Origin of the sequence: Methylobacterium sp. GXF4 (assembly GCF_000272495.1) — a bacterium.
Taxonomy (GTDB): domain Bacteria; phylum Pseudomonadota; class Alphaproteobacteria; order Rhizobiales; family Beijerinckiaceae; genus Methylobacterium; species Methylobacterium brachiatum.
Window position 1 is genome coordinate 33,572 of sequence record NZ_AKFK01000065.1, and the last position, 19,429, is coordinate 53,000.

22 protein-coding genes are annotated in these 19,429 nt (G+C 70.5%); 11 read left to right on the top strand and 11 right to left on the bottom strand.

Annotated features, from left to right (window positions below; genetic code table 11):
* The first annotated feature begins 1 nt into the window (after window position 1).
* The 4 genes from WYO_RS16955 to WYO_RS29375 all read left to right on the top strand — a co-directional run bounded on the left by WYO_RS16955 (window position 2) and on the right by WYO_RS29375 (window position 3,661).
* Window positions 2-1,222, top strand: a complete 1,221-nt coding sequence (locus WYO_RS16955; protein ID WP_007564689.1) for a phosphopentomutase — start codon at window positions 2-4, stop codon at window positions 1,220-1,222.
* A gap of 11 nt (window positions 1,223-1,233) precedes the next feature.
* On the top strand, window positions 1,234-1,425 hold the full coding sequence (locus tag WYO_RS16960) for a DUF1192 domain-containing protein (protein ID WP_007564690.1): 192 nt from the start codon (window positions 1,234-1,236) through the stop codon (window positions 1,423-1,425).
* Between the two features lie 5 nt (window positions 1,426-1,430).
* Window positions 1,431-2,729 carry a leucine-rich repeat-containing protein kinase family protein gene (locus tag WYO_RS16965; RefSeq protein ID WP_007564691.1) on the top strand — a complete coding sequence of 433 codons (1,299 nt, stop codon included), beginning with the start codon at window positions 1,431-1,433 and terminating at the stop codon, window positions 2,727-2,729.
* A gap of 98 nt (window positions 2,730-2,827) precedes the next feature.
* A complete protein-coding gene (locus WYO_RS29375) occupies window positions 2,828-3,661 on the top strand; it encodes a class I SAM-dependent methyltransferase (RefSeq protein WP_007564692.1) in 834 nt (277 codons plus the stop codon).
* Between the two features lie 116 nt (window positions 3,662-3,777).
* Here the strand turns inward: WYO_RS29375 and WYO_RS16975 are convergent, their stop codons facing one another.
* The 5 genes from WYO_RS16975 to fliL form a co-directional block, all read right to left on the bottom strand.
* The gene (locus WYO_RS16975; RefSeq protein ID WP_007564693.1) at window positions 3,778-4,608 is read right to left on the bottom strand and encodes an FkbM family methyltransferase; all 831 of its coding nucleotides are present in this window, start codon (window positions 4,606-4,608) and stop codon (window positions 3,778-3,780) included.
* 307 nt (window positions 4,609-4,915) lie between these two features.
* The gene (locus WYO_RS16980; protein WP_007564695.1) at window positions 4,916-5,815 is read right to left on the bottom strand and encodes a hypothetical protein; all 900 of its coding nucleotides are present in this window, start codon (window positions 5,813-5,815) and stop codon (window positions 4,916-4,918) included.
* Window positions 5,812-6,321 (bottom strand): DUF6468 domain-containing protein, encoded by a 510-nt coding sequence (locus tag WYO_RS16985; RefSeq protein WP_007564696.1) that lies wholly within the window; start codon window positions 6,319-6,321, stop codon window positions 5,812-5,814. Before WYO_RS16985 ends, WYO_RS16980 begins: the two co-directional genes overlap by 4 nt.
* A 19-nt stretch (window positions 6,322-6,340) precedes the next feature.
* A complete protein-coding gene (fliM, locus tag WYO_RS16990; protein WP_085985802.1) occupies window positions 6,341-7,558 on the bottom strand; it encodes a flagellar motor switch protein FliM in 1,218 nt (405 codons plus the stop codon).
* Window positions 7,559-7,610: 52 nt separating this feature from the next.
* Window positions 7,611-8,177, bottom strand: coding sequence for a flagellar basal body-associated protein FliL (fliL, locus tag WYO_RS16995; RefSeq protein WP_007564698.1), 567 nt, complete (start codon window positions 8,175-8,177; stop codon window positions 7,611-7,613).
* Window positions 8,178-8,434: 257 nt separating this feature from the next.
* Between fliL and flgF the strand changes: the two genes are divergently transcribed.
* From flgF to flgH, 4 genes are read left to right on the top strand one after another with little or no spacing between them, the layout of a single operon-like run.
* Entirely contained in the window at window positions 8,435-9,175 is a 741-nt protein-coding gene (gene flgF / locus WYO_RS17000) for a flagellar basal-body rod protein FlgF (protein ID WP_007564700.1), read from the top strand.
* Window positions 9,176-9,188: 13 nt separating this feature from the next.
* Window positions 9,189-9,980 (top strand): flagellar basal-body rod protein FlgG, encoded by a 792-nt coding sequence (gene flgG, locus WYO_RS17005; RefSeq protein WP_007564701.1) that lies wholly within the window; start codon window positions 9,189-9,191, stop codon window positions 9,978-9,980.
* A gap of 34 nt (window positions 9,981-10,014) precedes the next feature.
* On the top strand, window positions 10,015-11,172 hold the full coding sequence (gene flgA / locus WYO_RS17010) for a flagellar basal body P-ring formation chaperone FlgA (RefSeq protein ID WP_007564702.1): 1,158 nt from the start codon (window positions 10,015-10,017) through the stop codon (window positions 11,170-11,172).
* 32 nt (window positions 11,173-11,204) lie between these two features.
* Window positions 11,205-11,954 (top strand): flagellar basal body L-ring protein FlgH, encoded by a 750-nt coding sequence (gene flgH / locus WYO_RS17015; protein WP_007564703.1) that lies wholly within the window; start codon window positions 11,205-11,207, stop codon window positions 11,952-11,954.
* A gap of 6 nt (window positions 11,955-11,960) precedes the next feature.
* Here flgH and WYO_RS17020 read toward each other — a convergent pair whose 3' ends face one another.
* The 5 genes from WYO_RS17020 to WYO_RS17040 form a co-directional block, all read right to left on the bottom strand.
* Window positions 11,961-13,259 carry a Gfo/Idh/MocA family oxidoreductase gene (locus tag WYO_RS17020; protein ID WP_007564704.1) on the bottom strand — a complete coding sequence of 433 codons (1,299 nt, stop codon included), beginning with the start codon at window positions 13,257-13,259 and terminating at the stop codon, window positions 11,961-11,963.
* Window positions 13,260-13,342: 83 nt separating this feature from the next.
* On the bottom strand, window positions 13,343-13,711 hold the full coding sequence (locus WYO_RS17025; RefSeq protein ID WP_039903186.1) for a PilZ domain-containing protein: 369 nt from the start codon (window positions 13,709-13,711) through the stop codon (window positions 13,343-13,345).
* A gap of 99 nt (window positions 13,712-13,810) precedes the next feature.
* The gene (locus tag WYO_RS17030) at window positions 13,811-14,569 is read right to left on the bottom strand and encodes a phosphatase PAP2 family protein (RefSeq protein ID WP_007564707.1); all 759 of its coding nucleotides are present in this window, start codon (window positions 14,567-14,569) and stop codon (window positions 13,811-13,813) included.
* A 31-nt stretch (window positions 14,570-14,600) separates the two neighbouring features.
* Window positions 14,601-15,119, bottom strand: coding sequence for a 2'-5' RNA ligase family protein (locus WYO_RS17035; protein WP_039903188.1), 519 nt, complete (start codon window positions 15,117-15,119; stop codon window positions 14,601-14,603).
* Window positions 15,120-15,146: 27 nt separating this feature from the next.
* Entirely contained in the window at window positions 15,147-16,253 is a 1,107-nt protein-coding gene (locus WYO_RS17040; protein WP_007564711.1) for a spore photoproduct lyase family protein, read from the bottom strand.
* 191 nt (window positions 16,254-16,444) lie between these two features.
* On the opposite strand from WYO_RS17040, the gene WYO_RS17045 reads away from it, so the two are divergent.
* A complete protein-coding gene (locus tag WYO_RS17045; protein WP_007564712.1) occupies window positions 16,445-17,395 on the top strand; it encodes a hypothetical protein in 951 nt (316 codons plus the stop codon).
* On the opposite strand, the gene WYO_RS17050 is transcribed toward WYO_RS17045, so the two are convergent.
* Window positions 17,389-17,613 (bottom strand): hypothetical protein, encoded by a 225-nt coding sequence (locus WYO_RS17050; RefSeq protein ID WP_007564713.1) that lies wholly within the window; start codon window positions 17,611-17,613, stop codon window positions 17,389-17,391. The genes WYO_RS17045 and WYO_RS17050 overlap by 7 nt on opposite strands.
* A gap of 235 nt (window positions 17,614-17,848) precedes the next feature.
* Between WYO_RS17050 and WYO_RS17055 the strand changes: the two genes are divergently transcribed.
* On the top strand, window positions 17,849-18,823 hold the full coding sequence (locus WYO_RS17055; RefSeq protein WP_007564714.1) for a glutathione S-transferase family protein: 975 nt from the start codon (window positions 17,849-17,851) through the stop codon (window positions 18,821-18,823).
* Window positions 18,824-18,916: 93 nt separating this feature from the next.
* Window positions 18,917-19,384, top strand: coding sequence for a hypothetical protein (locus tag WYO_RS17060; protein ID WP_007564715.1), 468 nt, complete (start codon window positions 18,917-18,919; stop codon window positions 19,382-19,384).
* Window positions 19,385-19,429: the final 45 nt, after the last annotated feature.

The window sequence follows — 19,429 nt, forward strand, 5'->3', positions numbered from 1 at the left end:
CGTGGCCCGCGCCCTCCTCATCGTCCTCGATTCCGTCGGCATCGGCGGCGCTCCGGATGCCGCCGCCTACGGCGATGCCGGCTCCGATACGCTCGGGCACATCGCCGAGGCCTGCGCGGCCGGACGCGGCGACCGGGCGGGCCTGCGCGCCGGCCCGCTGCGCCTGCCTCATCTCGCCGAACTCGGCCTCGGCCTCGCCGCCGCCGGAGCCTCCGGGCGCATCCCGCCGAACCTCGCGCCTGAGGGGGAGCCGCGCGGCGCCTACGGCCATGCCGTCGAGACGGCCGCCGGCAAGGATACGCCCTCCGGTCATTGGGAGATCACCGGCCTGCCGCTGCCCGAGCCCTGGGGCCATTTCCCGGACACGCGGCCGGCCTTCCCTCCCGCGCTGGTCGAGGCGCTGATCGCCGAGGGCGGCCTGCCCGGCATCCTGGGGGACCGGCACGCGCCGGGCGTCGCCATCATCGACGCGCTCGGGGCCGAGCACGTCCGGACCGGCAAACCGATCTGCTACACCTCGGCCGACAGCGTCTTCCAGATCGCCGCCCACGAGGAGACGTTCGGGCTGGAGCGGCTCTACGCGCTTTGCCGCGTGGCGCGCCGCCTGTGCGATCCCTACCGGGTCTGCCGGGTCATCGCCCGCCCGTTCGTGGGCTCGGCGGAGGCGGGCTTCCGCCGCACCGGCAACCGCAAGGACTTTGCCGTTGAGCCGCCCGGCCTCACGCTTCTCGACCGGGCCGAGGCCGAGGGCCGGGCCGTGGTCAGCATCGGCAAGATCGGCGACATCTTCGCCCACCGCGCCACCGGCCGCGAGATCAAGCCCGGCGCCAACGCGGCCTGCCTGCAAGCCGGGCTCGACGCCCTGGCCGACCTGCCCGAGGGCGGCCTGATCTTCGTCAACCTCGTGGATTTCGACACGGAGCACGGCCATCGCCGGGATGTGCCCGGCTACGCCGCCGAGCTGGAGGCGTTCGACGCCCGCATGCCCGAGATCCTGGCGGCGCTTCAGCCCGGAGACCTCGCGGTGATCACCGCCGATCACGGCAACGATCCGACCTGGACGGGGACCGACCATACCCGCGAGCAGGTGCCGGTCCTGGCCTTCGGCCCCGGCATCGCCTCCCGTTCGATCGGCCGGCGCGACACGTTCGCCGATATCGGCGCCACCCTGGCGGCTCATCTCGGGCTTTCCTGGGACGGCGCCGGCCGCGTCTTCCTGTAGGGAGCTGCACCATGCGCGACGACGACGACAGGCCCCGCAAGGCCGTGGCCCACGAGATCGGTCAGCCGCTCGATACGCTCTCGCTGGCCGACCTCGACGCGCGCATCGCGCTGCTGCAGGCGGAGATCGCCCGGATCGAGGCGGCGCGGGCGGCCAAGCACGCGGCGCAGGGCGCGGCCGACGCCTTCTTCAAGCGGGGCTGACGCTGTTGGACCGCACCGAAACCCTCGCGGCCCTCCGGCGCGGCGACCTGGCGGGAATGGGAGAGCTGCGGCTGCCCGACGGGCTCTCGGAATTTCCCCGCGAGATCTTCGGCCTCGCCGACACCCTGGAGGTGCTGGATCTCGGCCGGGGCAGTCTGACCGACCTGCCGGACGATCTCGGGCGGCTGAGCCGCCTGCGCGTGCTGTTCTGTTCCGGCAACCCGTTCGAGCGCCTGCCGCCGGTGCTGGGCGCGTGCCCGACGCTGAGCCAGCTCGGCTTCCGGGGTTGCGGCATCCGGGAGGTTCCGGCGGACGCCCTGCCGCGCGATCTGCGCTGGCTGACCCTCACCGACAACCGGATCGAGACCCTGCCCGACGCCCTCGGCGCGCGCCCGCGTCTGCAAAAGCTGATGCTGTCGGGCAACCGGATCGCGCGCCTGCCCGAGGGCCTCGCGGGTGCGGACAACCTCGAACTGATCCGCCTGTCCTGCAACCGGCTCGACGCCCTCCCGCCCTGGCTGGCGCGCCTGCCGCGCCTGGCCTGGATCTCCTACGCGGGCAATCCCGCCGAACCGGCGACGGAGCCCACCGTCTCGACATCCGTGCCGTGGTCGGCGCTAGAGGTCGGCGACCTGCTCGGGGAGGGGGCCTCGGGCCGGGTCCACCGGGCGGTCTGGCACGCGCCTTCGAGCATGCAGGCGGTGGCGCTCAAGTTGTTCAAGGGCGCGATGACCAGCGACGGTCTGCCGGAGCGCGAGATGGAGGCCTGCCTCGCCGCCGGCACCCATCCGGCCCTCACCGGCGCCCTCGGCCGGCTCGCCGACCATCCCGACGGCGCCCAGGGGCTGCTGCTGCGGCTGCTCCCGGCGCAGTGGCGCGTGCTGGCCGGCCCGCCGAGCCTGGCGAGCTGCAGCCGCGACGTCTACGATCCGGCCCTGCGGCTCAGCCTGGACAAGGCCCTGCGGATCGCTCGCGCCGTTGCCGAAGCCGTGGCCCATCTGCACGGGCGCGGCCTGATCCACGGCGACGTCTACGCCCACAACACCTTGTGGGATGCCGAGACCGGTGCGGCCGTGCTCAGCGATTTCGGCGCCGCCTCGGCACTACCCAGGGGCGCGGTCGGCGCGGCGTTGGCGCGGGTCGAAGTGCGGGCGGTTGGCATCCTGCTGGGCGAGGTGCTGGATTGCTGCGACGCGGCGCCCGATGCGTTGCGGGCTCTGGCAACGGCTTGCCTGCAGCCTGATCCGGCGCAACGACCCGACATCGAGGACGTGATCGCCGAAATCGGACGGGCGGCAGAGTAAAGTTTCGTAAAAGTTCTCGCCGCCAGCGATGTTCCATTGCAAGCAGCGCCGCCGAGGGGCGATCTTGATCGTCCTCTCAGGTGACGGCAGCGCGTGTCATGGACGATCTCAGCATCAAGTCTTTAGGAACCATTCCAGAAACACTGCTGATCCCGCTCGCGGCCCGGATGACCGCGCCCGATCGTCACCCGGATCTTCAGTTCCGGGACGCCGAGGCAATGCGGATCGGGACGGCGCTCGGCTTCGATCCCGCGCGTTTCGCCCGGGATACCGGAAGCATGCGCGGGTCGGTGCTCCGGGCCCAATGGTTCGACCGGATCACTGAAACCTTCATCGCGTCCCACCCGGCCGGCCTGTGCGTCAGCATCGGCTCCGGGCTGGACGACCGCCCGTCGCGGATCCGCTTGCCTGCCACCGTGGACTGGGTCGACGCGGATTTCGCCGACGTCGTCCGTCTGCGCGAAGCCTTGGTCGCCCGGCGCGCCAATGTCCGGACCATCAGGGTCACGGAAACGGAACCGCTTGCCTGGATGGACGAGCTCGGCTGGACGCCCGGGCGGCCGACCCTGGTTCTGGCGGAAGGCGTCTCGATGTATCTATTGCCGTCCGTGGGCGAAAATCTGTTGCGCGGGCTCGTCGACCGTGCGGCGCGCAACGGCGCCTTGCTCGAACTGGCTGCCGACTTCGCATCCCCGATCATGGTGCGGCAGTCGCGGCGAAACCCGAGTCTCGCCAAGACCCGGGCGTCGTTTCGCTGGGCGGTGCCACGCCCCGAAACCGTCGGCGACATCGCCCCCGGCCTCGCTGTGATCGAGGCGGTCGATATCACCCGGCGCTGCGGCGCGCTGGCTCGGACCATGGCGAGCCTGCACCGGCTTCTGACCGGCCGCCCCGTCTATTTCTGCGGCCACTACCGCTTCCGACCCCGTTGAACACGCCTGGCGGGTCCGCCGACCCACCGGGCGGCAATCATGCCGGTTGAACCCGAAGACACCGCCGGAAGCTGCCCGTCCCGATCTTTCGAGCCGATCGCAAGCACAGACGACGCTCACGCATCGGGCGCCGCGACGATCACCGGCGTCTCCTGCCTCAGTTCCTTGGAGACATACCAACTGTCCCACTGAGAGAAGTGCCGATAAACCCTGACATAGCCGTTCGACGCGAGAAGCGCGTCGATCGCGGCCTCGTTCCTGGGATTGTTCTCGACCGATATGACGTTGAATCTGCGGCTGAAACTGTAGGCCGACAGGATGTCGAGCTCGCTGCCCTCCGTGTCGATCGACAGATAATCGATGCGTTGCGGAGCCCCGTGCTCATCGAGCAGATCATCCAGGGATATGGTCTCGATCTCGATCCGTTGGCCGCGGCTGCGCGTGTCAGCGAAATGATCGGCATCGGCATAGCGGGCGATACCGCTCAATTCGGGATCGCTGTCGTTGGTCGCGAGGAAGGTCACGGTCTCGTGCGATTTCGAGGAGACGCAACGGTGTTCGATCGCCGCGTCCCGTTCGGCCGCCAATGCGGAATGCCAGATCGGATTCGGCTCCGCGAGAATGCCGGTCCATCCGAGCGTCTTCTCGAGCAGCCACGTGTTGCTGTTCTTGATGCCGTTCGTCGCACCGAATTCTACGAAATAACCGCCCGTCTTCTCATCCAGCTCGAAACAGACCCAGAGATCCTGGAGGATCTGCGATTTCGAACGGGCCCTGCGCGCCAGACAATACCCGAGGAACGCAGCATCACGACTCAGTATGAGGCGCCGAACCTCTTTTCTATTGAGGCGAAGAGCGTTGAATAAAAGTCTTTGGACGGAGGCATTGTCGAACAGCTTGTTGCCAAGACCTGCAACGCCAGACAGGATCAATTCCTTTGGAGCCATCACTATCCGGCCTAGATACATGAGTATACGCAGCGAGATAATGGCCCTTACTGTAATGTCAAGGACATGATCCTACCGCGTCCGGAAAGGTCCCAACCGGCTCGGCCCTGTCCTGGACCGATGGTTCAAGTGGCCGCCCTGAAACGTTTGTGATCTTCAGCTGCTCGGCCCCGGGGCGCCTCGACCAGCGCCCGCTTCGTGCGGGTCCGGATGCCGGGCGATCGGGCGTCGTCACCGCCGGACCGGACAGAGGGCCCACGCTCCGCGGCCGCCCGGCACCGTTCCGAAGACCCTGCAGTCGCCCCGCCTATCGAGCCGGCGGCGGCCCCGGATCGATCGCCGGCAATTCGTTCGCTGGCAGCCCTCCGCCGGCCTGGACCTGGGCGCCGCCGACGCCGCGGGCGCGGTTGGCCAGGGTCACGGTCAGGCGCTCGGCCGCTTCCGGCTGCATCGCCGAGAGCACTTCGGACATCTTGCGCGGGTTCATGGCCAGGACGATCGGCACCAGGACGTCGTGCCCCAGGCGGTCGAACACCCGGGCGGCATCCTTGGGCTTCATCGTCTCGTACATCGTGACGATGTTCTTGAGCCCCTGCTTCTCGGCCTCCTCCCGGGCCTTGGCGGCCGCGTCGACCTTCTCCTCGGCCTGCTTCAGGTCGCCGAGCCCGGTCTCGAGCTTGCGCTCGGCCTCGTTGAGCATCTTCTCGCGCAACTCCAGCTCGTCGTTCCTCTGGCGCAGCGCGTCGCGACGGGCGCCGAGCTTCTCCAGCAGCGCGCGCTCGGTCGGGGAGCCCGACCCCGCCTTCGCCGGCTCGGGGGCGGGCGGCTCCTGGGGCTTCTCGGCCGGCGCCGCGGGCGCCTCGTCCTTGGCCCCGACCGAGCCGGTGGTCAGAGGATCGATCGGCTCGTAGCCGGTGCGGGCGCGGGCCACCGCCCGGCTGTACTCTGGCAGGGTGCCGGCCCCCGGCAGGCCGACCTGCACCAGGGTGAGCAGCTTGAGCACCAGCAGGCCCCCGGCCGCGATCGCCACGGCATCGATCAGGCGCAGCCGCATCGTCCGCGTCGGCTTCAGGCGCGGGCGGCGCAGGGCCGTGGCCGGCCGCTGCGCCGCCGTCGACGTGGGCTTGGGCTTGGGCGCCGGCGGGATCTTCGGGGCCGGCGGGATCTTCGGGGCCGGCGGGATCTTCGGGGCCGGTACGCCGGTCATGCGGCGCGCGCCCGAACACGGGCGAGGGCGCGCTCGCTCATCGCGAGGGCGGCCGCGGCGGCGGCGCCGAGGCGCTCGCCGTTCGGGCTCGCGGGCTCCGGCCGTTGCGCCGCGGGCGCCACGGGCGCCTCGGGGACCGGCCGCGGGGCGGGCGGCGGCTCGGCGCGGACCGGCACCGCGCGCATCTGCGCCACGATCGCGCCGATGCGCATCACCACGGTCTCCCCGGCCTCGACCTGGGCAGCCAGCTCGGCCGCGCGGGCGGTGGCGGCGTCGATGCGCGTGGTGAGCGTGCGGTCGCCGTCGTCGATCGCCGAGCGCAGGCCCGCGATGGCGCGCTCGGCCGTGCCGGTGGCCACCATCAGGTCGCCGATGGTCTGGCGCAGCGCCGCCTCGTCGCCCTTAAGCTGGCTGATCCGGCGGGACAGACGCAGGCACGTGACGATCGTGGCCGCCAGAAGGACGGCGACCAGGATGTCGGCGGCGAGCGTGACGAAGAGACTCATGATCCGGACCTATCGCACGCTAAACGTCAGTGTGGCTGTTCATCGAGGCCTCGTAGGCCTGGATGGTCGTGCGCGAGCGGCGCAGGGGCCGCGTGACCTGGACGGCGATATTGCCGTCGACCTGGCCGATCCGCCCCTGGGTAAGGGCCCAGTCGCCGCAGCGCACGGCGATCAGGTCTGAGGGCTTGGCGTCGAACATCAGGGTATCGCCGACCTTGAGGCGCATCACCTGCTTGAGCGGCAGCATCATCTCGTGAAGCACCGCCTCCATGGTGACGTCGGCCTGCCAGATCTCGGTGGCAAGGTGCCCCTCCCAGACATGGTCGCGACCGAGCTTCTCGCCCATGAAGCTCTGGGTCAGCAGCTCCCGGATCGGCTCGATGGTCGCGTAGGGGAACAGGATCTGCAGCATGCCGCCGCGCCCGTCGACGTCGAGGCGCAGGCTGATCAGGATCGCGGCGTTGCCGGGTCGGGTGATGGTGGCGAAGCGCGGGTTGGTCTCGATCCGGTCGATGCCGAAGGTGACGGGCGAGAGCGGCTGGAACGACTGCTCGAGGTCGCCCAGGATGATCTCCACGAGCCGGCGCACCAGCGTCATCTCGATGGATGTGAACGGCCGCCCGTCGAGGCGGCTCGACGAGCCGCCGCGCTTGCCCCCGAGCAGCAGGTCGAAGGTCGCGTAGGCGAGGTTCGAATCGACCGTGACGAGGCCGGAATTCTCCCATTGCTCGGCGCGGAACACGCCCAGCAGGGTCGGCAGCGGGATCGCGTTGAGATAGTCGCCGAAGCGCACCGAGGTGATGTTGTCGAGCGTCACCTCGACGTTGTCCTGGAAGAGGTTGCGCAGGGAGGTCGACAGCAACCGGATCATCCGGTCGAAGACGATCTCCAGCATCGGCAGGCGTTCGTACTGGACGACGCCCGAATCGACGATGGCCTGAACGCCCCCGGCCCCTGAGGCCGAAAGCTCGCGCATGGAGAAGCCGAGGACGCCGTCGATCTCGTCCTGGTTGAGCACCCGGTCGTTGCCGGCGAGCTCGGGGAGGTTGTCGCTCTCCCCGTCCTCGATCATCGTCGCCCATTCGGCGGCGACGTCTCCGGCGTTGCGCGTGGTGCCCTGCTCGGCGAGGGCCGCACCCCATTCCTCGGCGAGCGACGTGTCGCCGCCTTCGGCGCCCTGCTCCAGAAGGGCGGCCGACCAATCGTCTTCGGGAAGTTCGTCCTCGGGTTCCATCAGGCGCGTCCGCTCAAGGCCTGGCTCTCGGTGACCGTGGGGGTCATCGGGTCGATCACTGGACGATCACGTCCTTGAACAGCACCGCCTCGACCTTGGCGGGGTAGACGGCGACGTTGACGCGCCGCAGCAGCTCCTCGCGCAGCCGGTAGAGACCGGCTGAGCCGGTGAGGTCGCTCACGCGCAGCTCGCGCATGTAGACCTGGAGGGTATCCTCGATGCGCGGCATCAGGGGCTTCACCTCGTCCTCCACCCCGGCATCCTTCAGCTCCAGGGCGAGACGCAGCTTGGCGTATTTGGCCTTCTCCTGCGGCATGTCGGGGCTGAGGTTCAGCAGCATCTCGCGCATCTCGACGAACACGATCGGCTTCTTGCCATCGGGACCGGCGCCCTTGGCAGCCGGACCGTGACCGCCACCATGGCCCCCGCCATGGCCACCACCCCCGGCGGCCTCCTGGCCCTCGGCGCTTCCGCCCCGGCCCATCATCAGGAAGGCGCCGCCGCCGGCGCCGACCGCCAGGACCGCGGCGGCCACGATGATCATGAGCTTCTTCTTGCCCTTGGGGGCGGCGTCGGCGCCGGCCTCGCCGTCTTCGGCGGCCTTCTTGGGCTTCTTGGCCATGGGAAATAATGCTCTTTCGCGGATATCCGCGCGCCGGGTACGCTCGGATATCGAAGCATTACGGTTAACGTGTCGTTAAGCGGGCAAATCCTGCCGGGCCAAGATTGCCGCCACGCAGCTCCGGCCTGTCGGCAGCGTTACCGGACCAACGCCTAACACCCTACATTTAAAAGAAAATTCGACGCCCGACACGTTGGCACAGCGGATGCTGAATGGATCGTTGCCGCCACCGCGGCACGCGAGTGTCAGAGTCCACGATGCAGAATGCCCTCTTCGTCGGCGTGTCGAGCCAGATGGCGCTCCAGCGCGAGCTGGACGTGATCTCCAACAACATGGCGAACGTGTCGACCACCGGCTTCAAGGGCCGGAGCACGCGCTTCCAGGAATACCTGATGCCGGTGGCGAGCGCGGATTCCTTCGCGCGCCCCGATCGGCGGCTCTCCTACGTCATCGACCAGGGCACCACCATCGATCTGGGGCAGGGCCCGATCGAGCAGACCGGCAACCCGCTCAACGTCGCCGTCAAGGGCGCGGCGTTCATCGCGGTCCAGTCGCCCCAGGGCGAGCGCTACACCCGCAACGGCGCCTTCGAGATCGACCCGACGGGCGCGCTCGTCACCAGCGACGGCTACAAGGTCGCCGGCGATGGCGGGCCGATCACCATCAACCCGCAGGAGACCGGGCTCACGATCGGCCTCGACGGCACCGTGTCGACCAATCTCGGCATCCGCGGCAAGATCAAGCTCGTCACCTTCGCCAACCCGCAGCGCCTGACCAACGAGGGCGGCAACCTCTACGCCTCGCCGGAGCCCGCGCGCCCGGCCGGGATCGAGGGGCGCCTGGAATCCGGCGCCCTCGAGCGCTCGAACGTCCGCCCGGTCATCGAGATGACCCGGCTGATGGACGTCAACCGTTCCTACGCGATGGTCTCGAGCATGATCACCCGCCTCGACGACCTGCGGGGCACCGCGATCCGCCGCCTCGCCGACGTCGCCTAAGGGGGCCTGAAAGATGCGCGCCCTCTACTCAGCCGCCACCGGCATGGCGGCCCAGGAACTCAACGTCCAGGTCATCTCCAACAACATCGCGAACCTGCGCACCACCGGCTACAAGCGCCAGCAGGTCCATTTCCAGGATCTGCTCTACCAGAACCTGCGCCGGGCCGGCTCCTCGACCTCGGAGCAGAACACCCAGCTCCCCGCCGGCCTCGCCCTCGGCTCGGGCGTGAAGACCACCTCGACCGCCCGCGTCATGTCGCAGGGCACGCTGAGCTCGACCGAAAAGGATTACGACGTCGCGGTCCGGGGCGAGGGCTTCTTCCGGGTGACGCTGCCGGACGGCCGCACCGCCTATTCCCGGGACGGCTCCTTCGACCTGTCGGCCACGGGCCAGCTCGTGACCCGCGACGGCTACCTGCTCGATCCGGCGATCACCGTCCCGCAGACGGCGACCGCCGTGACGATCAGCGCCACCGGCGCCGTCCAGGCGACGCTGCCCGGGCAGACCGCGCCGCAGGCGCTCGGCCAGTTCCAGCTCTCGCGCTTCGTCAACAAGGTCGGCCTCGAATCGATCGGCGACAACCTGTTCATCGAGACGGCGGCCTCGGGGCCGGCGATCAGCGGCCTGCCGGGGGCGGAAGGGTTCGGTAACCTTCAGCAGAGCTACCTGGAAGAGGCGAACGTGAACGCGGTCACCGAGATCTCGTCGCTGATCGCCGCGCAGCGCGCCTACGAGATGAACTCGAAGGTCGTGACCGCCGCCGACCAGATGCTCTCCACCACCTCGCAGATGTTCCGCAGCTGACCGCGCGTCCTGCCATCAACCCAGGTCTCCGCTCATGTATGCCGGTTTCCAGACCCACGGCGCCCGTGCCGACCTGCCCCTCGTCAGCACGGCTGCGGACGAGAGCGACCTCAGCCCGCTCGTCCGCCGGGGCCGCCCGCGGGTGGCGCCGCCCGGCGCCGCGGTGCTCTTGCGCGCGGCGCTGGCCTTCATGACCTTCGCGGCCATCGGCGCCCTGGCGATCCCCGCCATGGCCGAGCCCGGCCTGCAGCAGGGCGAGACTCAGAAGTCGCAGCCCCGGCTGCGCGGCGACGTGACGGCACGGGGCGACATCCTGGTCCTGGCCGACCTCGTCGAGGGCGCGCCGGACAGGCTCTCCGCGCGCCCGCTGTTCCGCGCGCCCGCTTTGGGCGCCACCGGCACGATCCAGACCCGGCGCATCGTCGAGGCCGCGGCCGCGCTCGGCATTGCCGGCCTGGAGACCGGGGGGCGGATGCAGATCGCCGTGCAGCGCGCGGCCCGGCGCCTCGGGCCGCCGGAGCTCGAAGCGGCGCTCAAGCGCGGCCTGGAATCCGGCTACGGCCTCGATCCGCGCGGCGTCGCGGTGCGCTTCGACGGCGACGGCCCGACCTTGCTGGCGCCGGTGGACCTCGCCGGCCAGGCTGCGGCCCTCGACCTGACCTACGATCCGCGCTCGCGCCGGGTCTCGGGCCTCGTCAGCCTCGGTGAGCGCCAGGCCTCGCTGCGGGTCTCGGGCGTCGTGATCGAGCTGCGCGAGGTGGCGGTGCTGACCCGGGCGCTCAACCGGGGCGATCCGGTGCGGGAAGGCGACCTCGTCGTGGAGCGCCGCCCCCGCGAGGCTGTCGCGAGCGATGCGCAGGCCGGGGCCGCCACGGTCCTGGGCGAAGTCGCCCAGCACGCGCTGCCGGCCGGAACGGTGCTGCGGGTCTCGGATACCGCCCTGCCCGAACTCGTGGCCCGGGGCGAGAGCGTGACCATCGTGTACGAGACCGCCAGCGTCAGCCTGTCGATGCGCGGCCTCGCCAACGAGGCCGGCCGGATGGGCGCCGTCGTCAACGTCGTGAACGTCGCCTCGAAGAAGGTGCTCCAGGCCACCGTGATCGGCCCCGGCCGCGTCTCGGTCGGCCCCGGCCCGGTCGCCCAGCAGGCCGCCGCGGCCCCGCAAGTCCAGGCGACGGCGTCCCTGCGCTGATCGCCCACCCGATGCGTGAACGAGTTTCCCCGATGGCCAGCCGCCTTGTCCTGAACCCGCTCGCCGCCGCGTTGATCGCGGGTGCGCTCGGCGCCTGCAACACCGCCGACCGGCTGTCCCAGGTCGGCGCCACCCCGGCGCTGTCGGCGATCGAGGATCCCACCACCCAGCCCGGCTACAAGCCGGTGCGGATGCCGATGCCCGACGTGCAGCCGGTCTCCTACGCGCCGAACTCGCTCTGGCGCACCGGCTCGCGGGCGTTCTTCAAGGACCAGCGCGCCGCGCGCCTGGGCGACCTGCTGACCGTGAAGGTCAACGTCACCGACCAGGCCAACATCAGCAACGAGACCAAGCGTTCCCGGGCCAACACCGAGAGCTTCGGCCTGCCGAACGCCCTCGGGCTAGAGAACAACGCCCTCGGCAAGTCCTTCGGCGTCGGCAGCACCGCGCTCCTGTCGGCCACCTCGGCCACCGCCAACGATGGCGCCGGCTCGGTCCAGCGCGCCGAAACCGTGACCACCAACGTCGCCGCGGTGGTCACCCAGGTCCTGCCCAACGGCAACCTCGTGGTCGAGGGCAAGCAGGAGATCCGGGTGAACTTCGAGGTCCGCGAGATGGTGGTGGCCGGCGTGGTCCGGCCGGAGGACATCGAATCCGACAACACCATCGACTCGACCAAGATCGCCCAGGCCCGCATCGCCTATGGCGGCCGCGGCCAGATCACCGACGTTCAGCAGCCGCGCTACGGCCAGCAGATCGTCGATATCCTGCTGCCGTTCTGACGCGGCTCAGCTCGGCTCCTCCGGCTCCGGTCCGCGGGTCACGTCGAGGCCGGATCCGGCCCCGGCCGGTGGGCCGACCTTGACCGGGGCGCCGGTGCGGGCGGATTCGTAGATCGCCTCCATCAGGACCTGATCCTGCAGCCCCTCCTCGCCGGGGGTGCGGGGGCGCAGGTTCTCCTGGATGCACCGGGAGAAGTGGTCGATCTCCAGCGCGAACTGGTTCTTCGGGCTCAGGACCTTCTCGTCGCGGGCGCCGGACTTGCCGTCGCGATGGGACACGAACAGGCGCTGCCCCTCGTACGCGAAGGCGTTCTGCAGATCGATCGCGGCGTTGCCGGTGTGTAGGGTCAGGCTGCGCGCCTCGTAGACGCCGTAGCTCGACGTGCATTGCGCGATCACGCCGGACGGGAAGCGCATGGTGAAGCTCACCGTCTCCTCGACCTCGCGGAACTTCGGATCGTCGGGCGGCGAGTAGATCTGAGCCTGGATCAGCTCCGGCTCCTCACCGAGCACCGCCCGGGTGGTGTTGAGGCAGTAGAGCCCGATATCCGGCAGCGACCCGCCGCCCGCCAGCGCCTTCTTGAGGCGCCACTGTTCCGGCAGCCCGGTGGTCTGGCCGTTGAACGCCTGGATCATCCGCGGGCGCCCGAACTCCCCCGAGCGGGCGAACTTGATCACCGCGCGGTTATGCGGCTCGTACTGGCAGCGATAGGCGATCATCAGCTTGACGTTGGCCTGGTTGCAGGCCGCGATCATGTCGCGGCATTCCTGCGACGCCACCGCCATCGGCTTCTCGCACAGCACCTGCTTGCCGGCCCCCGCCGCCGCCAGGACGTTGTCCCGGTGCACGCTGTTGGGCGTGACGATGTAGACCGCCTGGATCGCGGGATTGGCCTTGAGCCGATCCCACTCGTCGTAGCCGTAGACCGCGTCCTCGGGCAGGCCGTATTGCCGGGCCACGAGCTTGGCCTTGTCGGGGCTGCCCGACATCACCGCGGCCAGCCGCGAGCGCTTGGTCGCCCCGAAGGCCGGGAGGATCTCGTCGAGGCTCAGCCGGCCGAGGCCGACCACGCAATAGCCGATGCGCTGGCCCGGGGGCTGGGGCGCCGGGCTCGGCGCCGGCGGCCGGTCGGCCTGACCGCGCCAGTTCGGGAACATCACGCGCCCGCCTTGAACCGCGCCGGTATCGGCCGGGATCGCCGGGCCGGGCTGGGCCGCCTGGGCGGCACCGCCGAGGCTCGCGCCGGCCAGCGCGCCCCCCGCGGCCAGGAGATTGCGTCGTGAGAGCCGGATGTCGTCCGCCATGAGCCTCGCCGTGTCCCTGAATCCAGGCCGCGGCACCGAATCGCCGCGACGTGGGGCGAGCGTCCGCTATCGGCGCTGTCCCGTCAGTGAACGCAAGCCGGCGCCGGGTCGTTTCCGCCGAGCAGCGCGGCGCGCAGACGCGCGACGTCGGCCTCGCTGTCGGCGAGGCGGCGGGCGAGGGCGTCCGGCTCGGACGCCGCCTGGGTCTGCGCGAAGCCGAGGCCGATCGTTGCGCCCGCGCGCCAGGCGACGAAGGCCCGCCGGGTCTCGTTCCGGCAGGGAATGAACAGGTCGAAACAATCCGGCAGCATGGCGGTGGGCGGGACGCCGATCCGGGCGCCGCCGAGCGAGACGTCCCGCACCACGCAGGCGATCTCCGGCAGGAAGGCTGCGACCCGGACGCGTCCGCCGAGGCAGACGCGGCGGCGGGCGGTTTGGCGACGCTCGATCACGATCGTGGTCCTCGGCTCCCGGTCGCTCCGACAACCGCCCTCGCGCCCGGATCGTACCCGGAGGTCCATCTTAACCTCCGGTTTACCTTAATTGCCCCGTCAGGCCGGGGGCGGCGGGTCCGGCGCCTCGACCTCGCCCCGCCGCTGGAGCTGGAGGGCGACGAACCAGCACAGCGACGCCCAGGCCGCGCCGATGCACCAGCCGGCCAGCACGTCGCTCGGCCAGTGGACGCCGAGATAGATCCGGCTGAGACCGACCAGCAGCGTCAGGCCGACCCCGAGCCCGAGGGCCAGGGCCTTCGCGCCCCGATTGCGATCGACCCGGGCGACTAGGGTCGCGAGGGTCAGGTAGGCGATGGCCGACATGGTGGCATGGCCGCTCGGGAAGCTCGCGGTGAACACCTCCATGCCATGGGGCACGAGATCCGGCCGCGGCCGCTGGTAGAACAGCTTCAGCACCGTCGAGACCAGCTCGCCGCTGCCGACCGCGACAAGCATGAACAGCCCGATCCGCCGTCGCCCCGAGACCGCCAGATAGGCCGCCGCCGCGCAGGTCAGGAACAGCACCGTGAAGACGCTGCCGAGCCCCGTGATGTCGCGCATCGTCTCCTCGAGCCAGGGCGGCCCGATCGGGTCGGAGAGGTCGGCCGGGTTGCGCAGGGCGAGCAGGATCTTGCGGTCCAGCGCCGCGGTCGAGCCCTCGCCGACCTCGTGGGCGAGGTAGAAGAAGCCGTAGCCGAGGATGCTTACGCCCAATAGGGCGACCAGCGGGCCGACCTCGTTCAGCCGCAGGCGCAGCCAGACGGCCATCGCGCGCCCGGTGATGGGGTTGTGCTGGAGTCGAACCGGCGCCCTCATGGCGCTCCCTCCCCGGTCAGCGTGACACCCATCAGGCATTCTCCCCGAAAGCCAGCGTGGCGACGGCCTCCCAGGGGCCGCCGAGATAGCGCCACAGCCGCGTCGCGGGGGCGGTGAAGTGGAACGGCGCGAAACCGGCCGCCAGGTCGGCGTGGAGGGCGCGCGCCTTGTCCGGGGTGACCTTGTTCTGCACCGTGACGTGCGGGCGCCAGCCCTGGCGATCCTGCGCGGTGAGGTAAGGCTCGAACGTGCTGGCGAGCCGGGCCCGGAAGTTCGCCAGCGATGGGGATTCGAGGATGTAGGCGACGCCGCGACCGGTGAAACGCAGGCCCGTGACCGCGACGCCGGGAGCCGGCACCGTGCGCGCCAGGCTCGTCACCGCCTCGATCACGCCGCGCTCCCGATCCCCCGGCAGGTGGTGGAACAGCGTCGCGTGGGCCGGGATGAAGTTCAGGGCTTCGGGGAAGTTGCGTCGGCGCTCGCCGTCGAAGCGCGCGAAGGTCGGCTCGTCGAAGGCGAGCGTCAGGATCAGGGGGGCCGCGTCATGCATGCGAGGCGACATGGCGCCCGAACCCGCTCAGGTCCAGTACAGCACCCGCGCGGCCGGCAGATCGCGGGCCAGGCGATCGGTGAGATGCGCCCGCATCGCCTGCATCAGCGGCTTCGGGAAGACGTGCTTGACCGTGCCGAACTTGGTGCGCTTCTCGACCCGGTCGGCCTCGTCGAGCGGAAGGTCCGAGCCCGGATACCACCCACGCAGGACCGTCTTCGAGATGGGCGTGAACCGGTGGGTGATGAGTTCCACGGTCAGGTCCAGATCGGGGATCCCGGCAAGCGCGTCGGCGGCGTCGCGGATCAGACCGGCATAGGCCGCCTCCCAACCCGCCACCGGGATGATCGGCGCGATGGTCAGGCCCACCGGATAACCGGCCCGCGCCATGGCGCCCATCGCGGCGAGCCGCGCGTCGAGGGGATCGGTGCCGCCCTCGTAGCGCGCGGCGGGCCGGGCATTGACCGAGAAGCGGATGCGCGTGCGCCGGTTGTGCGGCAGGTCGAGGAGCGGCGCGACGGCGGCGAATTTCGTGGTGAAGCGCAGCTGCACCGGCGCGTCCCAGGCGCCGAAATGCCGGATCGCCGCCGAGAGCGAGCCGGTGAGGTGCTCGATGCCCAGCGGATCCGTGTAGCACGACGCCTCGAAGGTCGTGCCCTCATGCGCGCGCTCGGCCGAGGCCGAGGTGACGGCGCCCTGTCCGGCATAGGCGGCGAGATTGTCGAGGATCGCGTCGAGATTGGCGTAGGCGCGGGTCACCGGCGGCCCCTGGAGCGAGCCGGCGAGGTAGCAATACTGGCAATGGGCCGGGCAGCCTTCCGCGAGGTCGAAACGCCAATCGGCCGAGGGCGGGATCGGCTGGAGCCTGAGCTTGGTCGGCGGCGCCACCGTGATGGCGAGCGTCGCCTTGGCCGCGATATAGGCTTGGCGCGGATCGGCGTCGCGCAGGCCGGTGAGGCGGTTGGCCGAGAGCCGTTCCACCGGCAACCCCATCGCCTCGGCCCGGGCGACCATGGCCCGGCCATGGGCGAAATCCAGCGCGGCCGGGGTCACCAGCACCCGGCGCGGGCGCCAGAGCCGGGCCGGACGGGGGCGGTGGTCCGGATCGGGCCGTTCGGCCGGCGGGGCGGGCATCAGGGCTGGGGACGACGACATGCTTGTCGAACGCGTGCCCGCCGCGCCGGGTCCGGCCTAGGCGCCCCGGCCCGGTGCGGCGGAAGCGCTCGCCGCCGTGGCGGAGGCAGGCGCGGTGGGGCTCAAGCGCGCGCGAGGCGCGGAGCCGTTCCCGATTGCAAGCCGGTCCGGAACGGCTCTAAAGCACGGCCATGGCTGCAGGCAGGGAGAGCGTACATGTCGGCCGCGACGGATGGCTGTTCCTCACCGGCGGCAGCAACCGCGTCATGGACCGCTACCGGGGCGGCCTGCGGCACTGGCTGCTGCTGCGCGGCTGGACGCGGCTGATCGCGGCCCGGGCCCGGCGGGCCGAAAGCCTCGGGATCCGCTGCCTGCACGTGATCGTGCCGGAGAAGCTTTCGGTCTACGACAACAAGGTCGAAGGGCTGCGCTACGACCCGGCTAAGGCCTCGACCCGGCGCCTGGCCCGGCGCCTCGCGCGGCACCCCGCCTATCTCGACCTGCTGGCCCCGCTCCGGGCGGGGCGCGACGGCCCGGTGCCGCTCTACCTGCGCACCGACACCCATTGGACCATCCAGGGCTGCCTGCTGGCCTATCGCGAGATCATGCGCGCCCTCGGGGCCATCCCGCCGGCCGATATCGGGGCGCGGCCGCAGGTCGTCTCGGAGGAGGTCATGGATCTCGGCGAGAAGCTTCGCGAGAAGCCCCGGGAACGGCTGGCCCGCTTCATGCTGCAGCGCGACGCGAAGCGCGTCGAGGTCGGTCCGATGCTCGCCGCCTACGAGGCGCAGGGACGGGACCGGGAGGCCCATGTCGGCGCCCATGTCGTCTACCGGAACGAGGCGGACGGCGCCGATCCGCGCCGGCTCGTCCTGTTCGGCGATTCCTGTGCGCATTTCGACCCGTTCCTGCTGACCGGGCTCCTCGCCGAAAGCTTCCGCGAGGTGCACTTCGTCTGGTCGGCGAACCTGGACTGGGCCTATATCGAGCGCGTGCGCCCGGACATCCTGCTGTACGAGCTGGCCGAGCGCTTCCTGGCCCGGCTGCCGAAGGACGATTTCGACGTGGCGGTGGCGGGCCAGCGCGGGACTGGCGGGCGCCTCGCGCAGGTCAGCGGCGGGACGGTCGCCCCGGCTCAGTAGATCGCCGGATCCAGCCGGGCGAAATCCGTGACGCTCGCCGCCTGATATTTGGCGAACGTCTCCGGCGCGCAGGCGATGCCGATCATCAGCAGGAGCAGGGTCGCGAGGCAGGCCAGCGTCGCCGTGACCACGTCCGCGTGCCGCCGAAGGGTGTGGATGATCAGGCACCCCAGGGTGAACAGGGCCGCCTCGGCGACGGGCACCAGCACGAACGACATCTCTCAGCTCCATCCAGTCTCCCGCCGGGCCGGGGTCGCTGCGGACGCGCAGCGGCGGGCGGGTGACCGGACGATGGTCGATTATGTTGCACTGCAACAGAAGCGCGGGCGCAAGCCTGCATTGCGCACAACTCGTAAGCGGGCCGGAACCGAACCCAAGGACCGGGCGCACCCCTTCCCGCGGGCGGCCGGGCTCCCATCTCGCCACGATCCTCTCCTGGAACGGAACATCACCATGGGCCTCCTCGTCGACGGCGTCTGGCGCGACCAATGGTACGACACCGCCTCGACCGGCGGGCGATTCGAGCGCAAGGCCTCGTCCTTCCGCAATTGGGTGACCGCGGACGGCGCGCCGGGCCCGTCGGGGAAGGGCGGCTTCAAGGCGGAGCCGGGGCGCTACCACCTCTACGTCTCGCTGGCCTGCCCCTGGGCCCACCGGACCTTGATCGGGCGCGCCCTGAAGGGATTGGCGGAGGCGATCACCGTCTCGGTGGTCGATCCGCATATGGGCTCCGAGGGCTGGGTGTTCGGGGACACGCCCGGGGCGACGTCGGACCCGATCCACCACGCCAGCCGTCTCTACGAGGTCTACCGGGCAGCCGACCCGTCCTATACCGGCCGGGTCACCGTGCCGGTGCTGTGGGACCGGGAGCGCGCCACCATCGTGTCGAACGAATCCGCCGAGATCCTGCGGATGCTGAACGGCGCCTTCGGGGGCACCGGCCCGGACCTTTACCCCGAGGACCTGCGCGCCGAGATCGATGCGATCAACGAGCGCGTCTACGACCGGGTCAACAACGGCGTCTACAAAGCCGGCTTCGCCACCGCGCAGGATGCCTACGCCGCCGCCTTCGAGGCGCTGTTCGCCGAACTCGATGCGCTCGAGGAACGCCTCGACCGCGGCCGCTATCTCTGCGGCGACAGGCTGACCGAGGCCGATATCCGGCTGTTCACGACGCTGGTGCGGTTCGATGCGGTCTATGTCGGGCACTTCAAGTGCAACCGCCGCCGGATCGCCGATTATCCGAACCTGTCGAACTACCTGCGCGACCTCTACGCGCTGCCGGGCGTGGCCCCGACCGTGAACCTCACGCACATCAAGCGCCACTATTACGAGAGCCACCCGACCATCAATCCGACCCGGATCGTGCCGCTGGGGCCGGATCTCGACTTTTCCGCGCCCAACGACCGCGCCCTGCGCTTCGGCTAGGGTGCCGTCCGGTCCGGACCGATCGGCGCGCCTCCCTCGACAGGCCGCCCCAGACGCCTAGTTCGACGGAAAACGGAGGAGACCCGGCCCGCCATGACCATACGCCTGCGCCTCGCGCTGCTCTGCGCCCTGTTCACCGTGCCGAGCGCGGCGCATGCCCAGGCGGCGCTGCGGCTGGAGGGGACCTGCGAGAAGCTGGTCGTCGACGGGCGCGATCTCACCGCCACCTGCAGCACCGTGCTGGTCAACGCGGTGAGCCGCAACCGGACGAGCTTCGACTTCAGCGCCGCGGACGGCCAGACGCTGAGCTTCAGCGGCAACGGCGCCCAGCAGGAGGCCACCGAGGAGACCGACCCGCTGCAGCCGATCAACCTCGTGATGGTCGGCAAGGACGGCGCCCCGACCCTGGCGATCGGCGCCTGCCGGTTCTCCACGCCGGAGCCCGGCCGCACCGCGATCACCTGCGAGGCCAGCACCGCGGATGGCCATGCCTATGCGGGGACCTTCGTGACCGCCGCCAAACCTGCGGAGAAGGCGGCCCCGGGGGCACCGGCACGATGAGTTTGGGCTGGTCAGACACGGTCCGAAGCCCCATCTAAGGCGCTC